The following is a 13,936-nucleotide window of genomic DNA, read 5'->3' as shown; positions in this document are numbered from 1 at the left end:
GTTACGGCCCCGTGCGGAGCGTCACCGAGAACACCGCGCCGGTGGGGTCGTTGTCCGACACCGTGACACGGCCGCCCACGGAGTCCACGAGCGTGTCGACCAGATACAACCCCATGCCGGTGCCGTCGCTGTCCAGTCCGGTTTCGCCCTTGCCGAAGATGGCGTCCTTCTGCGCGTCGGGCACGCCGGGGCCGTTGTCCGCGACGTGGATCGTGGCCGTGTTGTCGTCGGTGCAGTCCGCCGACACAGTGACTTCGGGGCTGTCCTGGTCGTTGTGCTGAATGGCGTTTTTCAGGAGGTTGCGGAACACCGAGTCGAGCATGTTGTTGCCGTGGACCGTGACGTCCGGGATCGAGCCGTCGACGGTCACGGCCGCACTGGGGAACGACGACCGTACTTCGGCCAACTCGGCCTTCAGCGTCGCGCGCAGTGACATGACGTGGTCGGCGTCGGGGTCGGTGAGCATCACGTCCGCGATGTCGCGGGCGGTCTTCGTCAGCTCGACGGCGTGGTCGGCGCTCTCCAGGACGCGTTCGATGTAGTCGGCGTGTTCGCCGTCGAGTTCCCCGGCCAGCATGTCGGCGTACGCGAGCACGAGCTGGAGGTCGTTGCGGATGTCGTGGCGAAGCACCTGATTGAGGACGTCGAGGTTGTCGCGTTGCGTCTCCAGGCGGGCCTCGTAGTCGGCGCGCTCGGTGACATCGACCACGATCGAGAACAGCACGGTGTCGGTGTCGAGTTCGATCGGCGAGGAGTGGATCTCGACGGTTCTGCGCTCGCCGTCGGCCAGCTCGTGTTCGAAGACGAAGTGGTTGCGGTCCCCCTCCTCGGCTTGGCCGCGGTGGGTGTCGAGGGCACCACTGGGCAGCGTGTTGAGGTCGGTCACGGTCATGCCCGTGAGTTCGCTGACCGAGTAGCCGTAGAACGCCGCGGCGGCGTCGTTGGCGTTCTGGATGCCCCCCGAGTCCGGGTCGATCAGCAGCATCGGCGCGGAGTGGTGTTTGAACATGCGGCGGAACCGCCGCGCGCGCTGGCGAAGCTCGGTTTCGAGTTGGCGGCGCTCGGTCACGTCCCGGATGGCGCCATCGACCACGGTGGTGCCGTCGTGCGTGACCGTGACCGCCGTGAGCGTCCCCCAGACGGTGTTGCCGGCCAGCGTTTCGAGTTCGAGTTCGGTCTCCGTGACGACGCCGTCGGCGCGCAGCGTGGCGACGATCTCCTCGCGCGCCGCCGGGGTTGCGTAGAACTCCGTGGCCGGGCGGCCGCGGAGCGCGGCCTTCGACGGGGCGTCGGCGAACGCCACCAGCTCGTCGTTGACGCCGAGGAGCACCCCGTCCCCGAGGCGGGTGCGAAACGAGCCCACCGGGAGGGCGTCGAGAATGCGCTCGTGGTGCGCCCATTCCATGCCGGATTCGGGCGCAGCGACCACCACGAGCGCCGTCGCGGGCGCGTCCTGGTGGGCAGCGTTGAGGCGTGTGGCGTCGACGGTGACCAGCCGGCGGTCGGTGTCCGCGCCGGCGAGCACGACCCGGGCGTGCGTCCGGGTGGCGTTGCCGGCCGCCACCGCGTCACAGAAGCGATCGAGGTCCGAGGCGGTGTCCTGTGGGGCGAACGATCTGATGGGCGCTCCGACCGGGTCGGCAACGCCGGTGAGCTCGCTGAACGCCGGGTTCGCGAACGTGACGGTTCCATGCTGGACGACAACCACGGGGTCCGTGACGGCGGCGAGCACGTCGGCGTACGAGTGTGGTGGGGTGTGTGTCATCGGTGGGCACCTCGCCGGGCAGCTGTGTCGTGTTCGACTGTGGAGGTCGGGTGTCATAAACGGCGTGCGTTCGTTTCGCGGGGTGAGAAGTGGCGCCGGCGCCGACCACCACGCGTGATCGGCGGGAGGTGTACGGTCACCGATGGTGGGCCGTGGCTGTCGTGGTGGCTGCCGGAGCGAGCGCGCCGTTCAACGGCGGGAGCGGGCCGCGAGCGGGCTGGCCGATGGGTGCCGATCCGGCGGGCGAGTCCAGTGGGGCGGGGCGAGCGGTCGGGGGCCACATCGACGGGGCCGTCGGGGATGTCGTGTCCCGCTTCGTGGCCGCCGCGGCGTCGTCGTCGCCGGCTGCCGCCACGGCAGCCACCACGTCCGCGTTCGACACCGGCTGTTCGCGGTCGTTCAGCCGCCGGAGGACCGCTTGCCCGTCCGCCGTCCGGTCCGTGGCACTGCGGACGCGGCGGTCGAGCGCGCCCCAGACGAGCGCGCCCTTCCGGTAGTTCGCGCCGACAGCCCACGTCTCCGGGGTGGACAGCACGGCGCTGCGCCACGGCTCGTCGGCGCCTTTCGCGATCGTTCGTCGGAACGCGGCGTTGGTCGTGGCGTTGAGCCGCAGCGACAGCAACGCGGCGTAGTACTGGGCGGTGGCCTCGATGGTCCACCTGGCGGAGGCGGTCGTGTCGTACGCCTGGCGCGTGTGGACGTATTCGTGCAGCCAGACGTTCGTGGCGGTGTTGAGCCGTTCGTCGGCTCCCACCCAGGCGTCACTGCCGCCGTACTCGACGCCCCGCGGCCCGAGGAGCGGCGCTCGTGGGGCTGCCAGGAGCCAGACGTGATCGTCGCGCCCGCCGACCTGGAGGCGGCCTGCGGCCGCGGTGACGGTGTCCAGGATCGCCGCCGGCGGTTCCACGAGGCCGGCGCGCTCGGGGGTGACGAGCGTGATGGTCTGTCCGTGAGCGGTGCGCGTGCGCTCGATGACCGGCCCGAGGTAGGCGATTTCGCCGCCAGTCGCGCCGGGGCCGTCGACGGAGACCGATTCCGACACCGAGACGGACACGTCGTCGGCGTCCGACCACCGCCAGCTGGTCCGCACCGTGGGCACCGTGACGAGTGCCCAGTCGCCGGCGTCCACGAACGAGTACTCGCCGGCCTGGTGGCGCTCGTCGCTGGGCGGCGCGGCGGCGCTCTGGTTGGCGGTGACCGTTATGCGAAGCGTTGGTGCGTCCTGTCGGCCGGTCCACTCGTAGCCGTCGGTGCTCGGGTCGAATCCACTGGCTGACACGCGTGTCGTGCGGTTCGGCGGGGACACCGAGAGTTCGGTCACGGAGGCGGGGATGTCGTAGGTGACTGTGGCGTCGATGCGGCCGGGTTCGTCCGGCGTCTTGGAGAGCACGACGGATTTGTGGATCGTCTCCGAGTGGGGTGTTGCGGCGCCGTTGGCCGTCGCGGGCGGCGCTCTGTCTGCACCCCGGTCGGCCGTATGTTCGAACACTGCCGGCTGACTGGCGACCACCGCGGCCGTCACCACGACGGTGATGCCGGCCAGCCTGATGGCTGCCGTGCGATCCATGTCCACGTAATACGTTCCCAATACGCATAGCTTGTCCGGCCGTGACCGCCTACACCCCGTCCGACGGTGTGTCGGCAAGTGCACCGACTGCGGACACGACAGCGTCGCAGGCCACGAGCCTGTCGGCCCACTCCGGAGCACCCGCCGCGTCGCCGACAGCAAGCGTCGGGACGGTGTCGGTCAGCAGGCCCCGAACGCCGGGCCGGGCCGCGGCCGCAACCGGCACCGCGACACCGTCGGCGGCCGCGATGTCGGCGCGGGTCGCCGACGCGGCGGTCGTGTCTTCGAGGCGAGTGAACGGCGCGACGCTGGTACACGGACAGCCAACGCGGCGTGCGGTTTCGTGGTCGGTGTCCCCCTCGACGACGGGGCCGACGCTCACGGAAGCGCCGGCGGAGACGAGGCGGCGGACGACCGGTGTGGCGCTGTCGCCGCCGCCGACGACGTGCACGCTGGTGTCGGCGGCCGCGGACGTGCGGTCGGGAAGCGGGGTCACCGTCACTGCGCCCGTCGCGGGGTCCGTGCCGACGGCAACCCTGGCGTCGAAGGCCGCCCGGATGGTGTCGGGCGTGAGCACGCTGCGGGGCGCGCCGGCGTCGTGCACGCGCCCGTCAGCCACCACCACCAGCTCATCGCAGTATCGCGCCGCCAGATCGAGGTCGTGGATCGCGGCGACCACAGCGCGGTCCTCGCTGTCGGCGAGGTCACGAACCACCTCCAGCGTCCGGATCTGGTGGTTGACGTCCAGGCTTGCGGTTGGTTCGTCCAGCAGGAGGACGGGTGCCGCCTGGGCGAGCGCGCGCGCCAGCAACACGCGTTGGCGCTCGCCGCCGGACAGCGAGGTCACGTCGCGGGCGGCGAACTGCGCGACGCCCGTCCGCGCCATCGCGCGGTCGACGACCGCCGTGTCGGTGTCGGTCCCGAACCGCGTCGTGTGGGGGTGGCGTCCCATCTCGACGACCTGTCGCACGGTGAACTCGAACGAGACGCTGGCGTCCTGGGGGACGGTCGCGATGCGGCGGCTGGCGGCCGCCGAGGACAGCGCGTGGACGTCGTCGCCCGCGACCAGCACCGTCCCGGCGGTCGGCGTGATGAGGCCGTTCATGGCGCGCAGCAGCGTCGACTTGCCCGCGCCGTTGGGCCCCACGACGCCGACCAGGTGGCCGTCCCGGATGGACGCGTGGACGTCGTCGAGAATGCGGGTGCCGGCCAACTCCACGTCGAGGCCGGTAACGTCGAGGGTCACAGCGCGCGCACCTCACGGTCGCGCAGCAGGTACAGGAAGAACGGCGCGCCGATCAGGGCGGTGATGATGCCCACCGGTGGTTCGGTGGCGGTCGCGCGCGCCACGGTGTCGGCGGCAACGAGGAACGCCCCCCCGGTGAGCGCGCTCACGGGCAGCAACACGCGGTGGTCGGGGCCGACAACGAGGCGGACCGCGTGGGGGACGATGAGGCCCACGAACCCGATCGCGCCGGCGAACGAGACGGCGGCCGCGGTGACCACGCTGGCGACCGCGAGCAACAGGCGTTTCGTTCGGTCCACGTCGACGCCCAGCGTGTGGGCGTCCTCCTCGCCGGCCAGCAACACGTTCATCTCCCTGGCGTACGCCAGCAGGACGGCGCTGCCCACGACCACGACGGGGAGCGCGGCCTCGACGTCGTGCCAGCGGCTGCCGTGGAGGGTGCCCATCAGCCAGTACATCGCGGGCCGGATCTCGCGGCCGGAGTTGACGACCAGAAAGGAGGTGACCGCGCCCAGGAGGGTCTGGACGGCGACGCCGGACAGCAGGAGGGTGGCGGTCGGCGTGTGGCCGTTCTTGGTGGCGATGGCGTACACAGTGAACGCCGCGATCAGCGCCCCCGCGAAGGCCGCGGGCTGCACGCCGATGACGACGACCGACGGGAGGGTGATGGCGGCGACAGCACCCACGGCGGCCCCGCTGGAGACGCCGACGATCGACGGGTCGGCCATGGGGTTCCGGAAGAACCCCTGTAGCACTGCGCCCGAGATCGCGAGCGACGCCCCGACGGTTGCCCCGAGCACGATCCGCGGCAGCCGGATCGTGCCGACGATCACCTGGGCGGTCTCCGGAACGCCGAACTGCAGCGGGGCGGCGTACGCGATGGTGAGCGCCGGCCACGGCAGCCCACCGCTGACGACGGGCACGGCGTGCGTGTGCATCGTGACGGACGCGCCAACCGGCACCGCAAGCTCGGTGAGTGCGGCCATCGCAACGGTGCGCAGCGTGATCGGTTCCGGGCCGATCGTGGCGCTCACGAGCAGCACCGCGACGAGCAACACCCCGGCAGCCGCCGACCACGCCACCGCTCTCGCGGACGCCTCACGCATTGAACCCAAGCGTACTTTCGGTAGTCAAATATTTATTGTGGTCGCGAGACCGGTGGTGTATGCATCGGGGCCGCTTCGCCACCCTCGTGATCGTGGCGCTCGCCGTGACGATGGTCGTTCCGGCGGGCGCGTTCGCGCCACAGCCGCCAGCACAGCACGCCGACGCCGACCGGGCGTGCTCGTTTCCGGTCACCGAACCCGACGCCAGCAACACCGCGATCACACTCGACAGCGAGCCCGAGCGCGTCGTCACGCTGAACCCCAGTGCGGCACAAACCATGTGGGAGCTCGGCGACCGCGACGCCGTCGTGGGCGTCTCCCAGTTCGGCACGTATCTGCCCACGGCCAGCCAGCGCACGGTCGTCTCCGGCGGCCAACCCTCGCAGACGAACGTCGAAGCGGTCGTCGGCCTCGACCCGGATCTGGTGCTTGCGCCGAACACCGTCCGCAACACCACGGTCACGCGGCTCCGGTCGGCCGGCATCACCGTCTTCCAGTTCCGGGCCGCCACGAGCATCGACGGCGTCGTCGAAAAGACCGCCACCATCGGCCGGCTCACGGGCAACTGCGCGGCGGCGGCCGCCACCACCGCCGAGATGCGGGACCGCGTCGCCGCCATCGCGGACGCCGTGCCGGACACCGATTCCGCGCGGCCCCGCGTCTACTACCACCTCGGTGACGGCTACACCGCCGGCCCGAACACGTTCATCGGCGCGGCCATCGAGGCGGCCGGCGGCCACAACATCGCCGCCGACGTGAACACCACCTCACCGTACCCACAGCTCTCCGAGGAGGTCATCGTCTCCCAAGACCCCGACGTCGTGGTGACCGGCGTCTCCGCGGACCGCCTCGACGCCACGGCGTCCGCGCTCGTTGCGCCGTCGTCGGTCGTCCGGAACACCACCGCGTACGCCACCGGCAACGTGGTTGCGGTGAACACAAACCACATCAACCAGCCCGCGCCGCGGATCGTGGAGCCGATGGCGCGGATGGCGAACGCGTTTCACAACACCACCATCAACACGACGCTCGACGCACAGCCGTCGGCGACCACGACGGCGACATCGACAACGCCGCCCACCGACGCAGCGGACGGCACGGCACCCGGATTCGGGGTCGCAGCCGCGGTGTGCGCGCTGGCCGGCGCTGCGCTCGTCGCACGCCGGTAGGCCGACACCGTTTCATTCCTCCGCCCGGTAGCGACGCGTATGGTTGAGAACGTCATCTGGCCCGCGTACTTCGACGCGGCGCTGTCCCGCCGCGACGGCCGCCGCGTCCCCATGGAGCTTGCCGTCGAGGAGCCGTCCGTCGACGAGATCGCGACCGCCGTCCAGCAGGTCGGCTACGACGCCGTCGTCGAGCGCGACGTGGCGTACCCACGGCGGCACTGGGACGCTGCGGGCCGCGTCCTGGTGAAGGACGCCGACGACGCGAAGAACACGCTCGTCCAGGCCGTCGCCGCGTACGTCGGCGCGCTCCGGGACTGATGGAGCGCGCCGGCAGCGTCACGCGGACCGCGGGCACCATCGCGGTCGTGCGCACCGACGCGGACGCCCACCCGCCGATCGGCGCGATGCTCGTCGACCAACAACTGGACACCGTTGGCCGCGTCGTCGACGTGTTCGGGCCGGTTGAACGCCCCTACCTGGCGGTGTCACCGGACGACGGCGTTCACCTGCCGGGGCTCGTCGGGGACACCCTCTACAAGCGGTAGGCCGCCACCCGACAGACCGAAGCTGCAAAACGGGGGGCGCGCACACACTCGGAGCATGAACGATTCGACGCGTGTTGCCGCCGTGCTCGCCGGCGTCGTCGCGCTGTTCGTCGTCGTCCAAGTGGGCGCGCTCGCGCTGGTTGAGCCCTTCCAGAGCGCGGGCCTGCAGTCCACGGAGAACCCACAGAACCCGCTCAATAGCGTCGTCTACGTGGCGTTCCTGCTGGTTGCGACCGGCGGCATTCTGCTGGTCATCAAGTACGACAAACAATGGATCCTCCGGGGGGTCGTCCTGGTGACCAGCGGCCTGGTCGCGTCGTACGTCTTCGCCGTGGCGATCCCCGCGGTCGTGGTTGCGGGCGTGAACCTCGCGGTGTGGGGTCCGGCCCTGGCGCTCGTGGGGGCGCTGTACGCGTACCCCGAGTGGTGGGTCATCGACGCCGCGGGCGCGATCATGGGGATGGGCGCGGCCGCCCTGTTCGGGATCAGCTTCGGCGTGCTCCCCGCGATCGTGCTGTTGACCGTGCTGGCGGTGTACGACGCGATCAGCGTCTACGGCACCGAGCACATGCTCACGCTGGCCTCCGGGGTCATGGAGCTGCGGCTGCCGATCGTGTTGGTCGTTCCGACGACGCTGGCGTACTCGTTCGTCGAGGACGCCGCCGAGACGGCCGACGAAGCCGAGGCGGGCGAACGCGAGGCGGCAGCGCCCGCCGACCGGCCCGCGTACTTCATTGGCCTCGGTGACGCCGTGATGCCGTCGATCATGGTGGCCAGCGCGGCGTTCTTCCTGGACACGCCGCCGGTCGTCGCCGGGATCGAGTTAGCACCGCTGACCGCGATGGCGGGCACCCTGGTGGGGCTGCTGGTTCTGATGCGGATGGTGTTCGCGGGCCGCGCCCACGCCGGCCTGCCGCTGTTGAACGGCGGCGCGATCGCGGGCTACCTCGTCGGCGCGGTCGCCGCCGGCGTTCCGATCCTCGACGCGCTCGGCGTGGCTGCCTACCTGTGAGGGTGTCATAGAAGAGTTCTCATGGTTTGCTGAATCAGCTCTAACGAATTGAAAGCGCCGTACACTTGGTGCACGCTATTTTTAGCTTGTCGTAGCTATGGCAAAAGAGAAATTCGGAGTCGCTGTTGACGAGGAAATTGTGCGAGAAGTGGACGAACTGGTCGCTGAGTGTGACGATCTCGGAGCCAGCCGCTCCGAGATCGTCGAGGCCATCCTCACAGCGTTCGTTCAATCTGAGTCAAACCACGCTGAGCGAGTGAGAGAGATCATAATTCGGAAACGAAAGGGCACTCTCTAAGCATCTCAACATACCGTGCACCAAGTGCACGACTTTCTAAGCTAGTAACTCTCTATAACAGTCAGAAACTCTATCATAGTGTGTGAAGACTTCTATGACACCCTCTACCTGTAGTTACTCGCCGTACAGCGCTTCGCTGGCGGGCGCGAAGTCGAGCTCCGAGCCCAGGTCCTGCTCGACGGCGCGCTCGTACAGCATGTTCGCGGCCGCCACCGTCTCGATGCCCGTGCCGCCGCTGTCGAACACGGTGATCTCGTCGGCGCTCTGGCGGCCGGGTGCCGTTCCGGCGACGACGTCACCGAGCTCGGCGTGGATGTGGTCGCTGTCCACGACGCCGGCGTCGACGGCCGCGATGAACGACCCCGCGTCCTGCGTGGTGCGCCCGCGCAGGTCCGGGACGTAGGTCGCACGCTCGATGGCAGCCGTGTCCAGTTCGCGCTTCTCGGGGTGGTATTGGCCCATCGCGGTCACGTGCGTGCCGGCGTCCAGGTTGTCGCTGTCGAACACCGGCTCGCTGGCGCTGGTGGCGGTGATGACGATGTCAGCGCCCGTGACCGCGGCCGCGCTCGATTCGACGGCCGACACCGACGCGTCGAGGTCGGCGTCGAGGTCGGCGGCGAACGACTCGCGGCTCTCGGGGGTCGGCGAGTACACGTGGATCGTGTCCAGGTCGCGGACGGTGGCCGTTGCCTGCACTTGGCCGTGGGCCTGTGCGCTGCTGCCGATGACCGCCAGCTCGCTGGCGTCCGCCCGGGCGAGTTCGTCGACGCCGACCGCGCCGGCCGCCCCGGTCTTGAGGGGGTTCATCGACGCGCCGTCGAGCAGCGCCAGCGGCGCGCCGGAGTCGGCGTCGTACAGCGGCGTCATGAACCAGGCGTCGCCGGAGCCGAACCCGGCGCTGTACGTGTACCCGCCCATGACACCGTCGTCCGGGAGGAGCGCGGAGTAATCCGTGAACATGCCCGCGGGGTCCTCGCGGAGGAGCGCGGTGCGGGGTTCGGCGGGCGCGCCCTCGCCGCGCTGTCGGTAGCCGCTGCGCACCGCGTCGACGTAGTCGGCGGGTGTGGCCAGTCCTGCGATCTCGTCAGCCGAAAGGAACATCGTCGCTGTCACGCTTGTTGATTCGTCCGAAGCCACGAAAAGGATTGAGGAGGCGGCGGGACTCCGGGCTGGCGATGCCCGGATTACGACCCCCGGAGATCAACGACGACGAGCGTGATGAACCGGGCGATCGCGAGGCCGGCCGTGACGGTGGCGAACATCACGAGGAAGAACGTCGGGTCAGCGTTCCCGGGGAACGCGGCGGTGTTGCGGATGAGCTGACCGATGAGGTCCGCCGCCAGCCAGGTGCCGGCCGCGAGCACGATGGCGCGCCGGTTGGACGCCACGGTGCTGGCGCTGTACGCGCCGACGAGGGGGGCCGCGGCCAGCCACCCGATGAGGAACGGCAACAGGACGCCGGCGTATTCCTGGGGCGTGAACGTGCCGTGGCGGAGCGTGCCGGCCAGGATCACCACCAGGATCACAACCACGTCCCCCGGGAGGAACCGTGCGACGGCGCGACCGTCGACGTCAGTGAGCGTCATATCCGCGGGTTCCACCTCGTGGGGCAAGGATGTCCCGGTTTCGAGGGGCAACCACGCAGTCTTTTGGCCTGCCGGCGTAACGGCCGAGCGTGCGCTACGCGGTCCTGGGGGATCACCACGACGGGCCGACGCTGCTGTTGGATTGGGAGGCGTTCAGTTACGCCGGCAAGTTCGTGATGTCGAACACGGGGAAGGCGGTCGCCTACGAGGGCGCGCCCCTCGCCGAGCGCGGCGACGACTGGCCGCCCGACGCGCGGGCGGCTGATGACCCCGTCGACGACGTTGTGGGTGCCGTCTCGTTCAACGAGGACCGCACGGACGCCCACGCGGCGTGGCTGCGGTACGTGACCGTGCGCGGCGACCGCCGCGGGGCGGGCATCGGTGCGCGGCTCTGCGCGTTCGCCGCCGCCCACCTGCTGGGCGACCACGAGTGCGTGCGCATCGCCGTCAACAACCCCTTCGCGTACGAGGCGCTGCACAAGGCCGGCTTCGGATTCACGGGCGAGGAGACGGGCATCGCTGAGCTCGTGCTGGAACGCCCCTGCGAGCACCGAGCGGCCGGCTACCAGGACGGCCTCGACCGGTACCGGGAGCGCGACCTCTCGCCCGAGGAGGCGGCGTTTCTCGATCGTAAACGTGGGGCGTCGCCGCCAGCACGAGTCGAGTGGTAACGCCGCCACAGCTCAACGGTTAAACCGCGGGCACCCGAACTGGGCGTGATGGGGAACGCGGACCTCCGGCAGCTCGCGGCCATCGAGGAGACTCCCTTCGCGGACCTCGAAGGGAGTGTGGTGGCCGTCGACGCCCACAACTGGCTGTACAAGTACCTCACCACGACCGTCCAGTGGACCGGCGCGGACGTCTACACCACCAGCGACGGCACCGAAGTGGCGAACCTCGTCGGCGCGGTGCAGGGCCTGCCGAAGTTCTTCGAACACGGCCTCACGCCCGTGTTCGTCTGGGACGGCGGGGTCACCGAGCTCAAAGACGACGAGATCGCCGACCGCCGCGAGCAACGCGAGCGCTACGAGGAACAGCTCGACGACGCCCGCGAGGCCGGCGACGCCGCCGAGGCGGCGCGCCTGGACGCGCGCACGCAACGGCTCACGTCCACCATCCACGAGACCACCCGGGAGCTGTTCGACCTGTTGGACATCCCGCAAGTCGAAGCCCCCGCGGAGGGCGAAGCACAGGCCGCATACATGACGCGGACGGACGACGCCGTCGACTACGCGGGCAGCGACGACTACGACTGCCTGCTGCTTGGGTCGCCGGTGACGCTGCGCCAGCTCACGAGCTCCGGCCACCCGGAGCTGATGGACTTCGACGCGACGCTCGCCGAACACGACCTGACGTGGGAGCAACTCGTCGACGTCGGGATCCTCTGTGGGACGGATTTCAACCCCGGGATCGACGGGTTCGGACCGACAACGGCCCTGGACGCGATCGGCGAGCACGGCGACCTCTGGGACGTGCTGGCGGCCGAAGGCGAGCACGTCGCCCACGGCGACCGCATCCGGGAGCTGTTCTTGAACCCCGACGTGACCGACGACTACGTGGTCGACCCCGACGTGTCGCCGGCCATCGACGCGGCCCGCGCGTTCGTCACCGACGAGTGGGAGGTCGACGCCGACGCGGTCGCCCGGGGGTTCGAGCGCATCGACGCCGCGGCCGCACAGACCGGCCTCGACCGGTGGACGTGACCGGCGCTGATCCGGGAGTGTTTACCGATCGCGCGCTCACGCACAGGCATGGATCTCGCCGACATCGAAGCGCGGATCGAAGCCGGGTTCGAGGCGGACTGCAGCGCCACCGTGTCGCGGGCGCGTGGCCCCCACGACGACGACCACCTCGAAGCCGTCGTTGTCTCCCCGGCCTTCGAGGGCGTGTCGCTGGTCGACCAACACGAGATGGTGTACGACGCGCTCGGCGACGCCATGACGACTGAGATCCACGCACTGGAGCTCACGACACGACCACGCAGCGACCGCGACGCATGAGCCACGCGGGCGCTCGGTAGCCGGCGGGCCGCGGGGTCGCGGCCGACCGTCGCCAGCCCACTTGGCCGGGAACTGCAGGCCGCTGCGCGTGCCGTCTGGGGTGCATACACGCCGCCGATTCGGGTCGGTCCGTCAGGGCGTGTGTTCAACCACGGCGACTGGTTCCGATGGCTTTTACGCGCCGCCGGGAGACCGCCCACGTATGAGCGAGGATTACCGCACGGAGCAGGACAGCCTCGGCGAGATGCAGGTGCCCGCTGACGCCTACTGGGGGGCACAGACCCAGCGCGCGATCGAGAACTTCCCGATCTCGGGGATCGCGTTCGGGCGGCGGTTCGTGCGCGCGCTCGGCGTCGTCAAGAAGGCCGCCGCGCAGGCGAACCGCGACCTCGGCCTCGTTGACGACGAGCGCGCCGACGCCATCGTCGCGGCCGCCGACGAGGTCATCGCCGGCGAGCACGACGACCAGTTCCCGGTCGACGTCTTCCAGACCGGGTCCGGGACGTCCTCGAACATGAACGCCAACGAGGTCATCGCGAACCGCGCCGCGGAGCTCCTCGGCGAGGAGATCGGGGATCGCGTCGTGCATCCCAACGACCACGTGAACTACGGCCAGTCCAGCAACGACGTGATCCCGACCGCGATGCACGTGGCGAGCCTCGACGCGCTCGTCAACGACGTCAAACCCGGCCTGGAGACGCTGGCAGCGGAACTCGACGACAAAGCGGACGCGTTCGACGGCGTCGTGAAGACCGGGCGCACGCACTTGCAGGACGCCACGCCGGTGCGGTTGGGCCAGGAGTTCGGCGGCTACCGCACCCAAGTCGAGAAGGGCATCGACCGCATCGAGGCTGTCGCCCCGCGCCTCTCGGAGCTCGCGCTCGGCGGCACCGCCGTCGGCACCGGGCTGAACACCCACCCCGAGTTCCCGGAGACGGCGGCCGGCTACATCAGCGAGGAGACCGGCGTTGCGTTCCGTGAGGCGGACAACCACTTCGAGGCGCAGGCCGCCCACGACGCCATGAACGAGGCCCACGGCGCGCTGCGCACGGTCGCGGGGTCGCTGAACAAGATCGCCAACGACCTCCGGCTGCTTGCCTCCGGCCCCCGCAACGGGCTGGGGGAGATCGAGCAGCCCGAGAACCAGCCCGGCTCCTCGATCATGCCCGGGAAGATCAACCCCGTGGTGGCGGAGGCGGTCAACCAGGTCCACAAGCAGGTCGTGGGCAACGACGCCGCCATCGCCGCGGGGGCCGCGGAGGGGCAGATCGACTTGAACCTCTACAAGCCCGTGCTGGCGCACAACTTCCTGCAGTCCGCGGACATGCTCGCCAACGCGAGCGCTGCCTTCGGCGAGAAGTTCGTCGCCAAGCTCGAAGCCAACGAGGCCGCCTGCGAGGCGCAGGTCGAGCGCTCGATGGCGCTGGCGACCGCGCTCAACCCCACGATCGGCTACGACAAGGCCAGCGAGGTCGCGAAGGCCGCGCTGAAGGAGGGGAAAACCGTCACCGAGGTCGTCGTCGAGAAGGGATACCTCTCGGAGGCGGAGGCCGCTGACGTGCTCGACCCCGAGGGGATGACCCACCGGGGCATCCTCTCCGGCGACGACACGTAGCGGGCGCCGGCCACCTTCTTGTGTCGG

General features: G+C 70.0%; 14 protein-coding genes. 8 read left to right on the top strand and 6 right to left on the bottom strand.

All coding sequences use genetic code 11. The annotated features are described in order from the left end of the window. Position 1 precedes the first annotated feature (1 nt). The 4 genes from ACOZ32_RS10745 to btuC all read right to left on the bottom strand — a co-directional run bounded on the left by ACOZ32_RS10745 (position 2) and on the right by btuC (position 5,684). The gene (locus ACOZ32_RS10745; RefSeq protein WP_229373432.1) at positions 2–1,765 is read right to left on the bottom strand and encodes a PAS domain S-box protein; all 1,764 of its coding nucleotides are present in this window, start codon (positions 1,763–1,765) and stop codon (positions 2–4) included. Positions 1,766–1,901: 136 nt separating this feature from the next. Further along, positions 1,902–3,332, bottom strand: a complete 1,431-nt coding sequence (locus ACOZ32_RS10740) for a hypothetical protein (protein ID WP_205251861.1) — start codon at positions 3,330–3,332, stop codon at positions 1,902–1,904. Between the two features lie 49 nt (positions 3,333–3,381). Further along, the gene (locus ACOZ32_RS10735; RefSeq protein WP_424335212.1) at positions 3,382–4,578 is read right to left on the bottom strand and encodes a heme ABC transporter ATP-binding protein; all 1,197 of its coding nucleotides are present in this window, start codon (positions 4,576–4,578) and stop codon (positions 3,382–3,384) included. Further along, positions 4,575–5,684, bottom strand: a complete 1,110-nt coding sequence (gene btuC, locus ACOZ32_RS10730) for a vitamin B12 ABC transporter permease BtuC (protein WP_010902994.1) — start codon at positions 5,682–5,684, stop codon at positions 4,575–4,577. Before btuC ends, ACOZ32_RS10735 begins: the two co-directional genes overlap by 4 nt. Before the next feature lie 59 nt (positions 5,685–5,743). On the opposite strand from btuC, the gene ACOZ32_RS10725 reads away from it, so the two are divergent. The 4 genes from ACOZ32_RS10725 to ACOZ32_RS10710 are packed head-to-tail and all read left to right on the top strand — an operon-like array spanning position 5,744 to position 8,410. Next, a complete protein-coding gene (locus ACOZ32_RS10725; RefSeq protein WP_285271404.1) occupies positions 5,744–6,853 on the top strand; it encodes a PGF-CTERM-anchored ABC transporter substrate-binding protein in 1,110 nt (369 codons plus the stop codon). 39 nt (positions 6,854–6,892) lie between these two features. Next, complete coding sequence (gene srp19 / locus ACOZ32_RS10720; RefSeq protein WP_205251858.1) at positions 6,893–7,171, top strand: signal recognition particle subunit SRP19; 279 nt, start codon at positions 6,893–6,895, stop codon at positions 7,169–7,171. Beyond that, positions 7,171–7,398, top strand: a complete 228-nt coding sequence (locus tag ACOZ32_RS10715; RefSeq protein WP_010902991.1) for an H/ACA ribonucleoprotein complex subunit GAR1 — start codon at positions 7,171–7,173, stop codon at positions 7,396–7,398. The genes srp19 and ACOZ32_RS10715 overlap by 1 nt, the downstream gene beginning before the upstream one ends. A gap of 55 nt (positions 7,399–7,453) precedes the next feature. After that, positions 7,454–8,410: a presenilin family intramembrane aspartyl protease PSH gene (locus tag ACOZ32_RS10710; RefSeq protein ID WP_205251857.1), complete on the top strand. Its 957-nt coding sequence runs from the start codon at positions 7,454–7,456 to the stop codon at positions 8,408–8,410. A 412-nt stretch (positions 8,411–8,822) separates the two neighbouring features. Here the strand turns inward: ACOZ32_RS10710 and ACOZ32_RS10705 are convergent, their stop codons facing one another. Continuing rightward, positions 8,823–9,821: an ornithine cyclodeaminase family protein gene (locus tag ACOZ32_RS10705; RefSeq protein WP_049892505.1), complete on the bottom strand. Its 999-nt coding sequence runs from the start codon at positions 9,819–9,821 to the stop codon at positions 8,823–8,825. A gap of 71 nt (positions 9,822–9,892) precedes the next feature. Next, a complete protein-coding gene (locus ACOZ32_RS10700) occupies positions 9,893–10,294 on the bottom strand; it encodes a DUF3054 domain-containing protein (protein WP_010902988.1) in 402 nt (133 codons plus the stop codon). A gap of 89 nt (positions 10,295–10,383) precedes the next feature. On the opposite strand from ACOZ32_RS10700, the gene ACOZ32_RS10695 reads away from it, so the two are divergent. The 4 genes from ACOZ32_RS10695 to ACOZ32_RS10680 all read left to right on the top strand — a co-directional run bounded on the left by ACOZ32_RS10695 (position 10,384) and on the right by ACOZ32_RS10680 (position 13,909). Continuing rightward, on the top strand, positions 10,384–10,965 hold the full coding sequence (locus ACOZ32_RS10695; protein ID WP_285253129.1) for a GNAT family N-acetyltransferase: 582 nt from the start codon (positions 10,384–10,386) through the stop codon (positions 10,963–10,965). 48 nt (positions 10,966–11,013) lie between these two features. Beyond that, entirely contained in the window at positions 11,014–11,997 is a 984-nt protein-coding gene (gene fen / locus ACOZ32_RS10690; RefSeq protein WP_285253128.1) for a flap endonuclease-1, read from the top strand. A gap of 48 nt (positions 11,998–12,045) precedes the next feature. Next, positions 12,046–12,294, top strand: a complete 249-nt coding sequence (locus tag ACOZ32_RS10685; protein ID WP_285271403.1) for a BolA/IbaG family iron-sulfur metabolism protein — start codon at positions 12,046–12,048, stop codon at positions 12,292–12,294. Between the two features lie 202 nt (positions 12,295–12,496). Next, positions 12,497–13,909, top strand: a complete 1,413-nt coding sequence (locus ACOZ32_RS10680) for a class II fumarate hydratase (RefSeq protein WP_205251853.1) — start codon at positions 12,497–12,499, stop codon at positions 13,907–13,909. The last annotated feature ends 27 nt before the right edge of the window (positions 13,910–13,936 follow it).

Source organism: Halobacterium sp. MBLA0001 (assembly GCF_049705385.1).
Classification (GTDB): Archaea; Halobacteriota; Halobacteria; order Halobacteriales; family Halobacteriaceae; genus Halobacterium; species Halobacterium salinarum.
This window is presented reverse-complemented; position numbering and strand designations above follow the sequence as displayed.

Bases quoted from the DNA above. Each gene is read 5' to 3' on its own strand.
- ACOZ32_RS10745 (WP_229373432.1), bottom strand. From the start codon at position 1,765: ATGACACACACCCCACCACACTCGTACGCCGACGTGCTCGCCGCCGTC.
- ACOZ32_RS10740 (WP_205251861.1), bottom strand. From the start codon at position 3,332: ATGGATCGCACGGCAGCCATCAGGCTGGCCGGCATCACCGTCGTGGTG.
- btuC (WP_010902994.1), bottom strand. From the start codon at position 5,684: ATGCGTGAGGCGTCCGCGAGAGCGGTGGCGTGGTCGGCGGCTGCCGGG.
- ACOZ32_RS10725 (WP_285271404.1), top strand. From the start codon at position 5,744: ATGCATCGGGGCCGCTTCGCCACCCTCGTGATCGTGGCGCTCGCCGTG.
- srp19 (WP_205251858.1), top strand. From the start codon at position 6,893: ATGGTTGAGAACGTCATCTGGCCCGCGTACTTCGACGCGGCGCTGTCC.
- ACOZ32_RS10715 (WP_010902991.1), top strand. From the start codon at position 7,171: ATGGAGCGCGCCGGCAGCGTCACGCGGACCGCGGGCACCATCGCGGTC.
- ACOZ32_RS10710 (WP_205251857.1), top strand. From the start codon at position 7,454: ATGAACGATTCGACGCGTGTTGCCGCCGTGCTCGCCGGCGTCGTCGCG.
- ACOZ32_RS10700 (WP_010902988.1), bottom strand. From the start codon at position 10,294: ATGACGCTCACTGACGTCGACGGTCGCGCCGTCGCACGGTTCCTCCCG.
- fen (WP_285253128.1), top strand. From the start codon at position 11,014: ATGGGGAACGCGGACCTCCGGCAGCTCGCGGCCATCGAGGAGACTCCC.
- ACOZ32_RS10685 (WP_285271403.1), top strand. From the start codon at position 12,046: ATGGATCTCGCCGACATCGAAGCGCGGATCGAAGCCGGGTTCGAGGCG.
- ACOZ32_RS10680 (WP_205251853.1), top strand. From the start codon at position 12,497: ATGAGCGAGGATTACCGCACGGAGCAGGACAGCCTCGGCGAGATGCAG.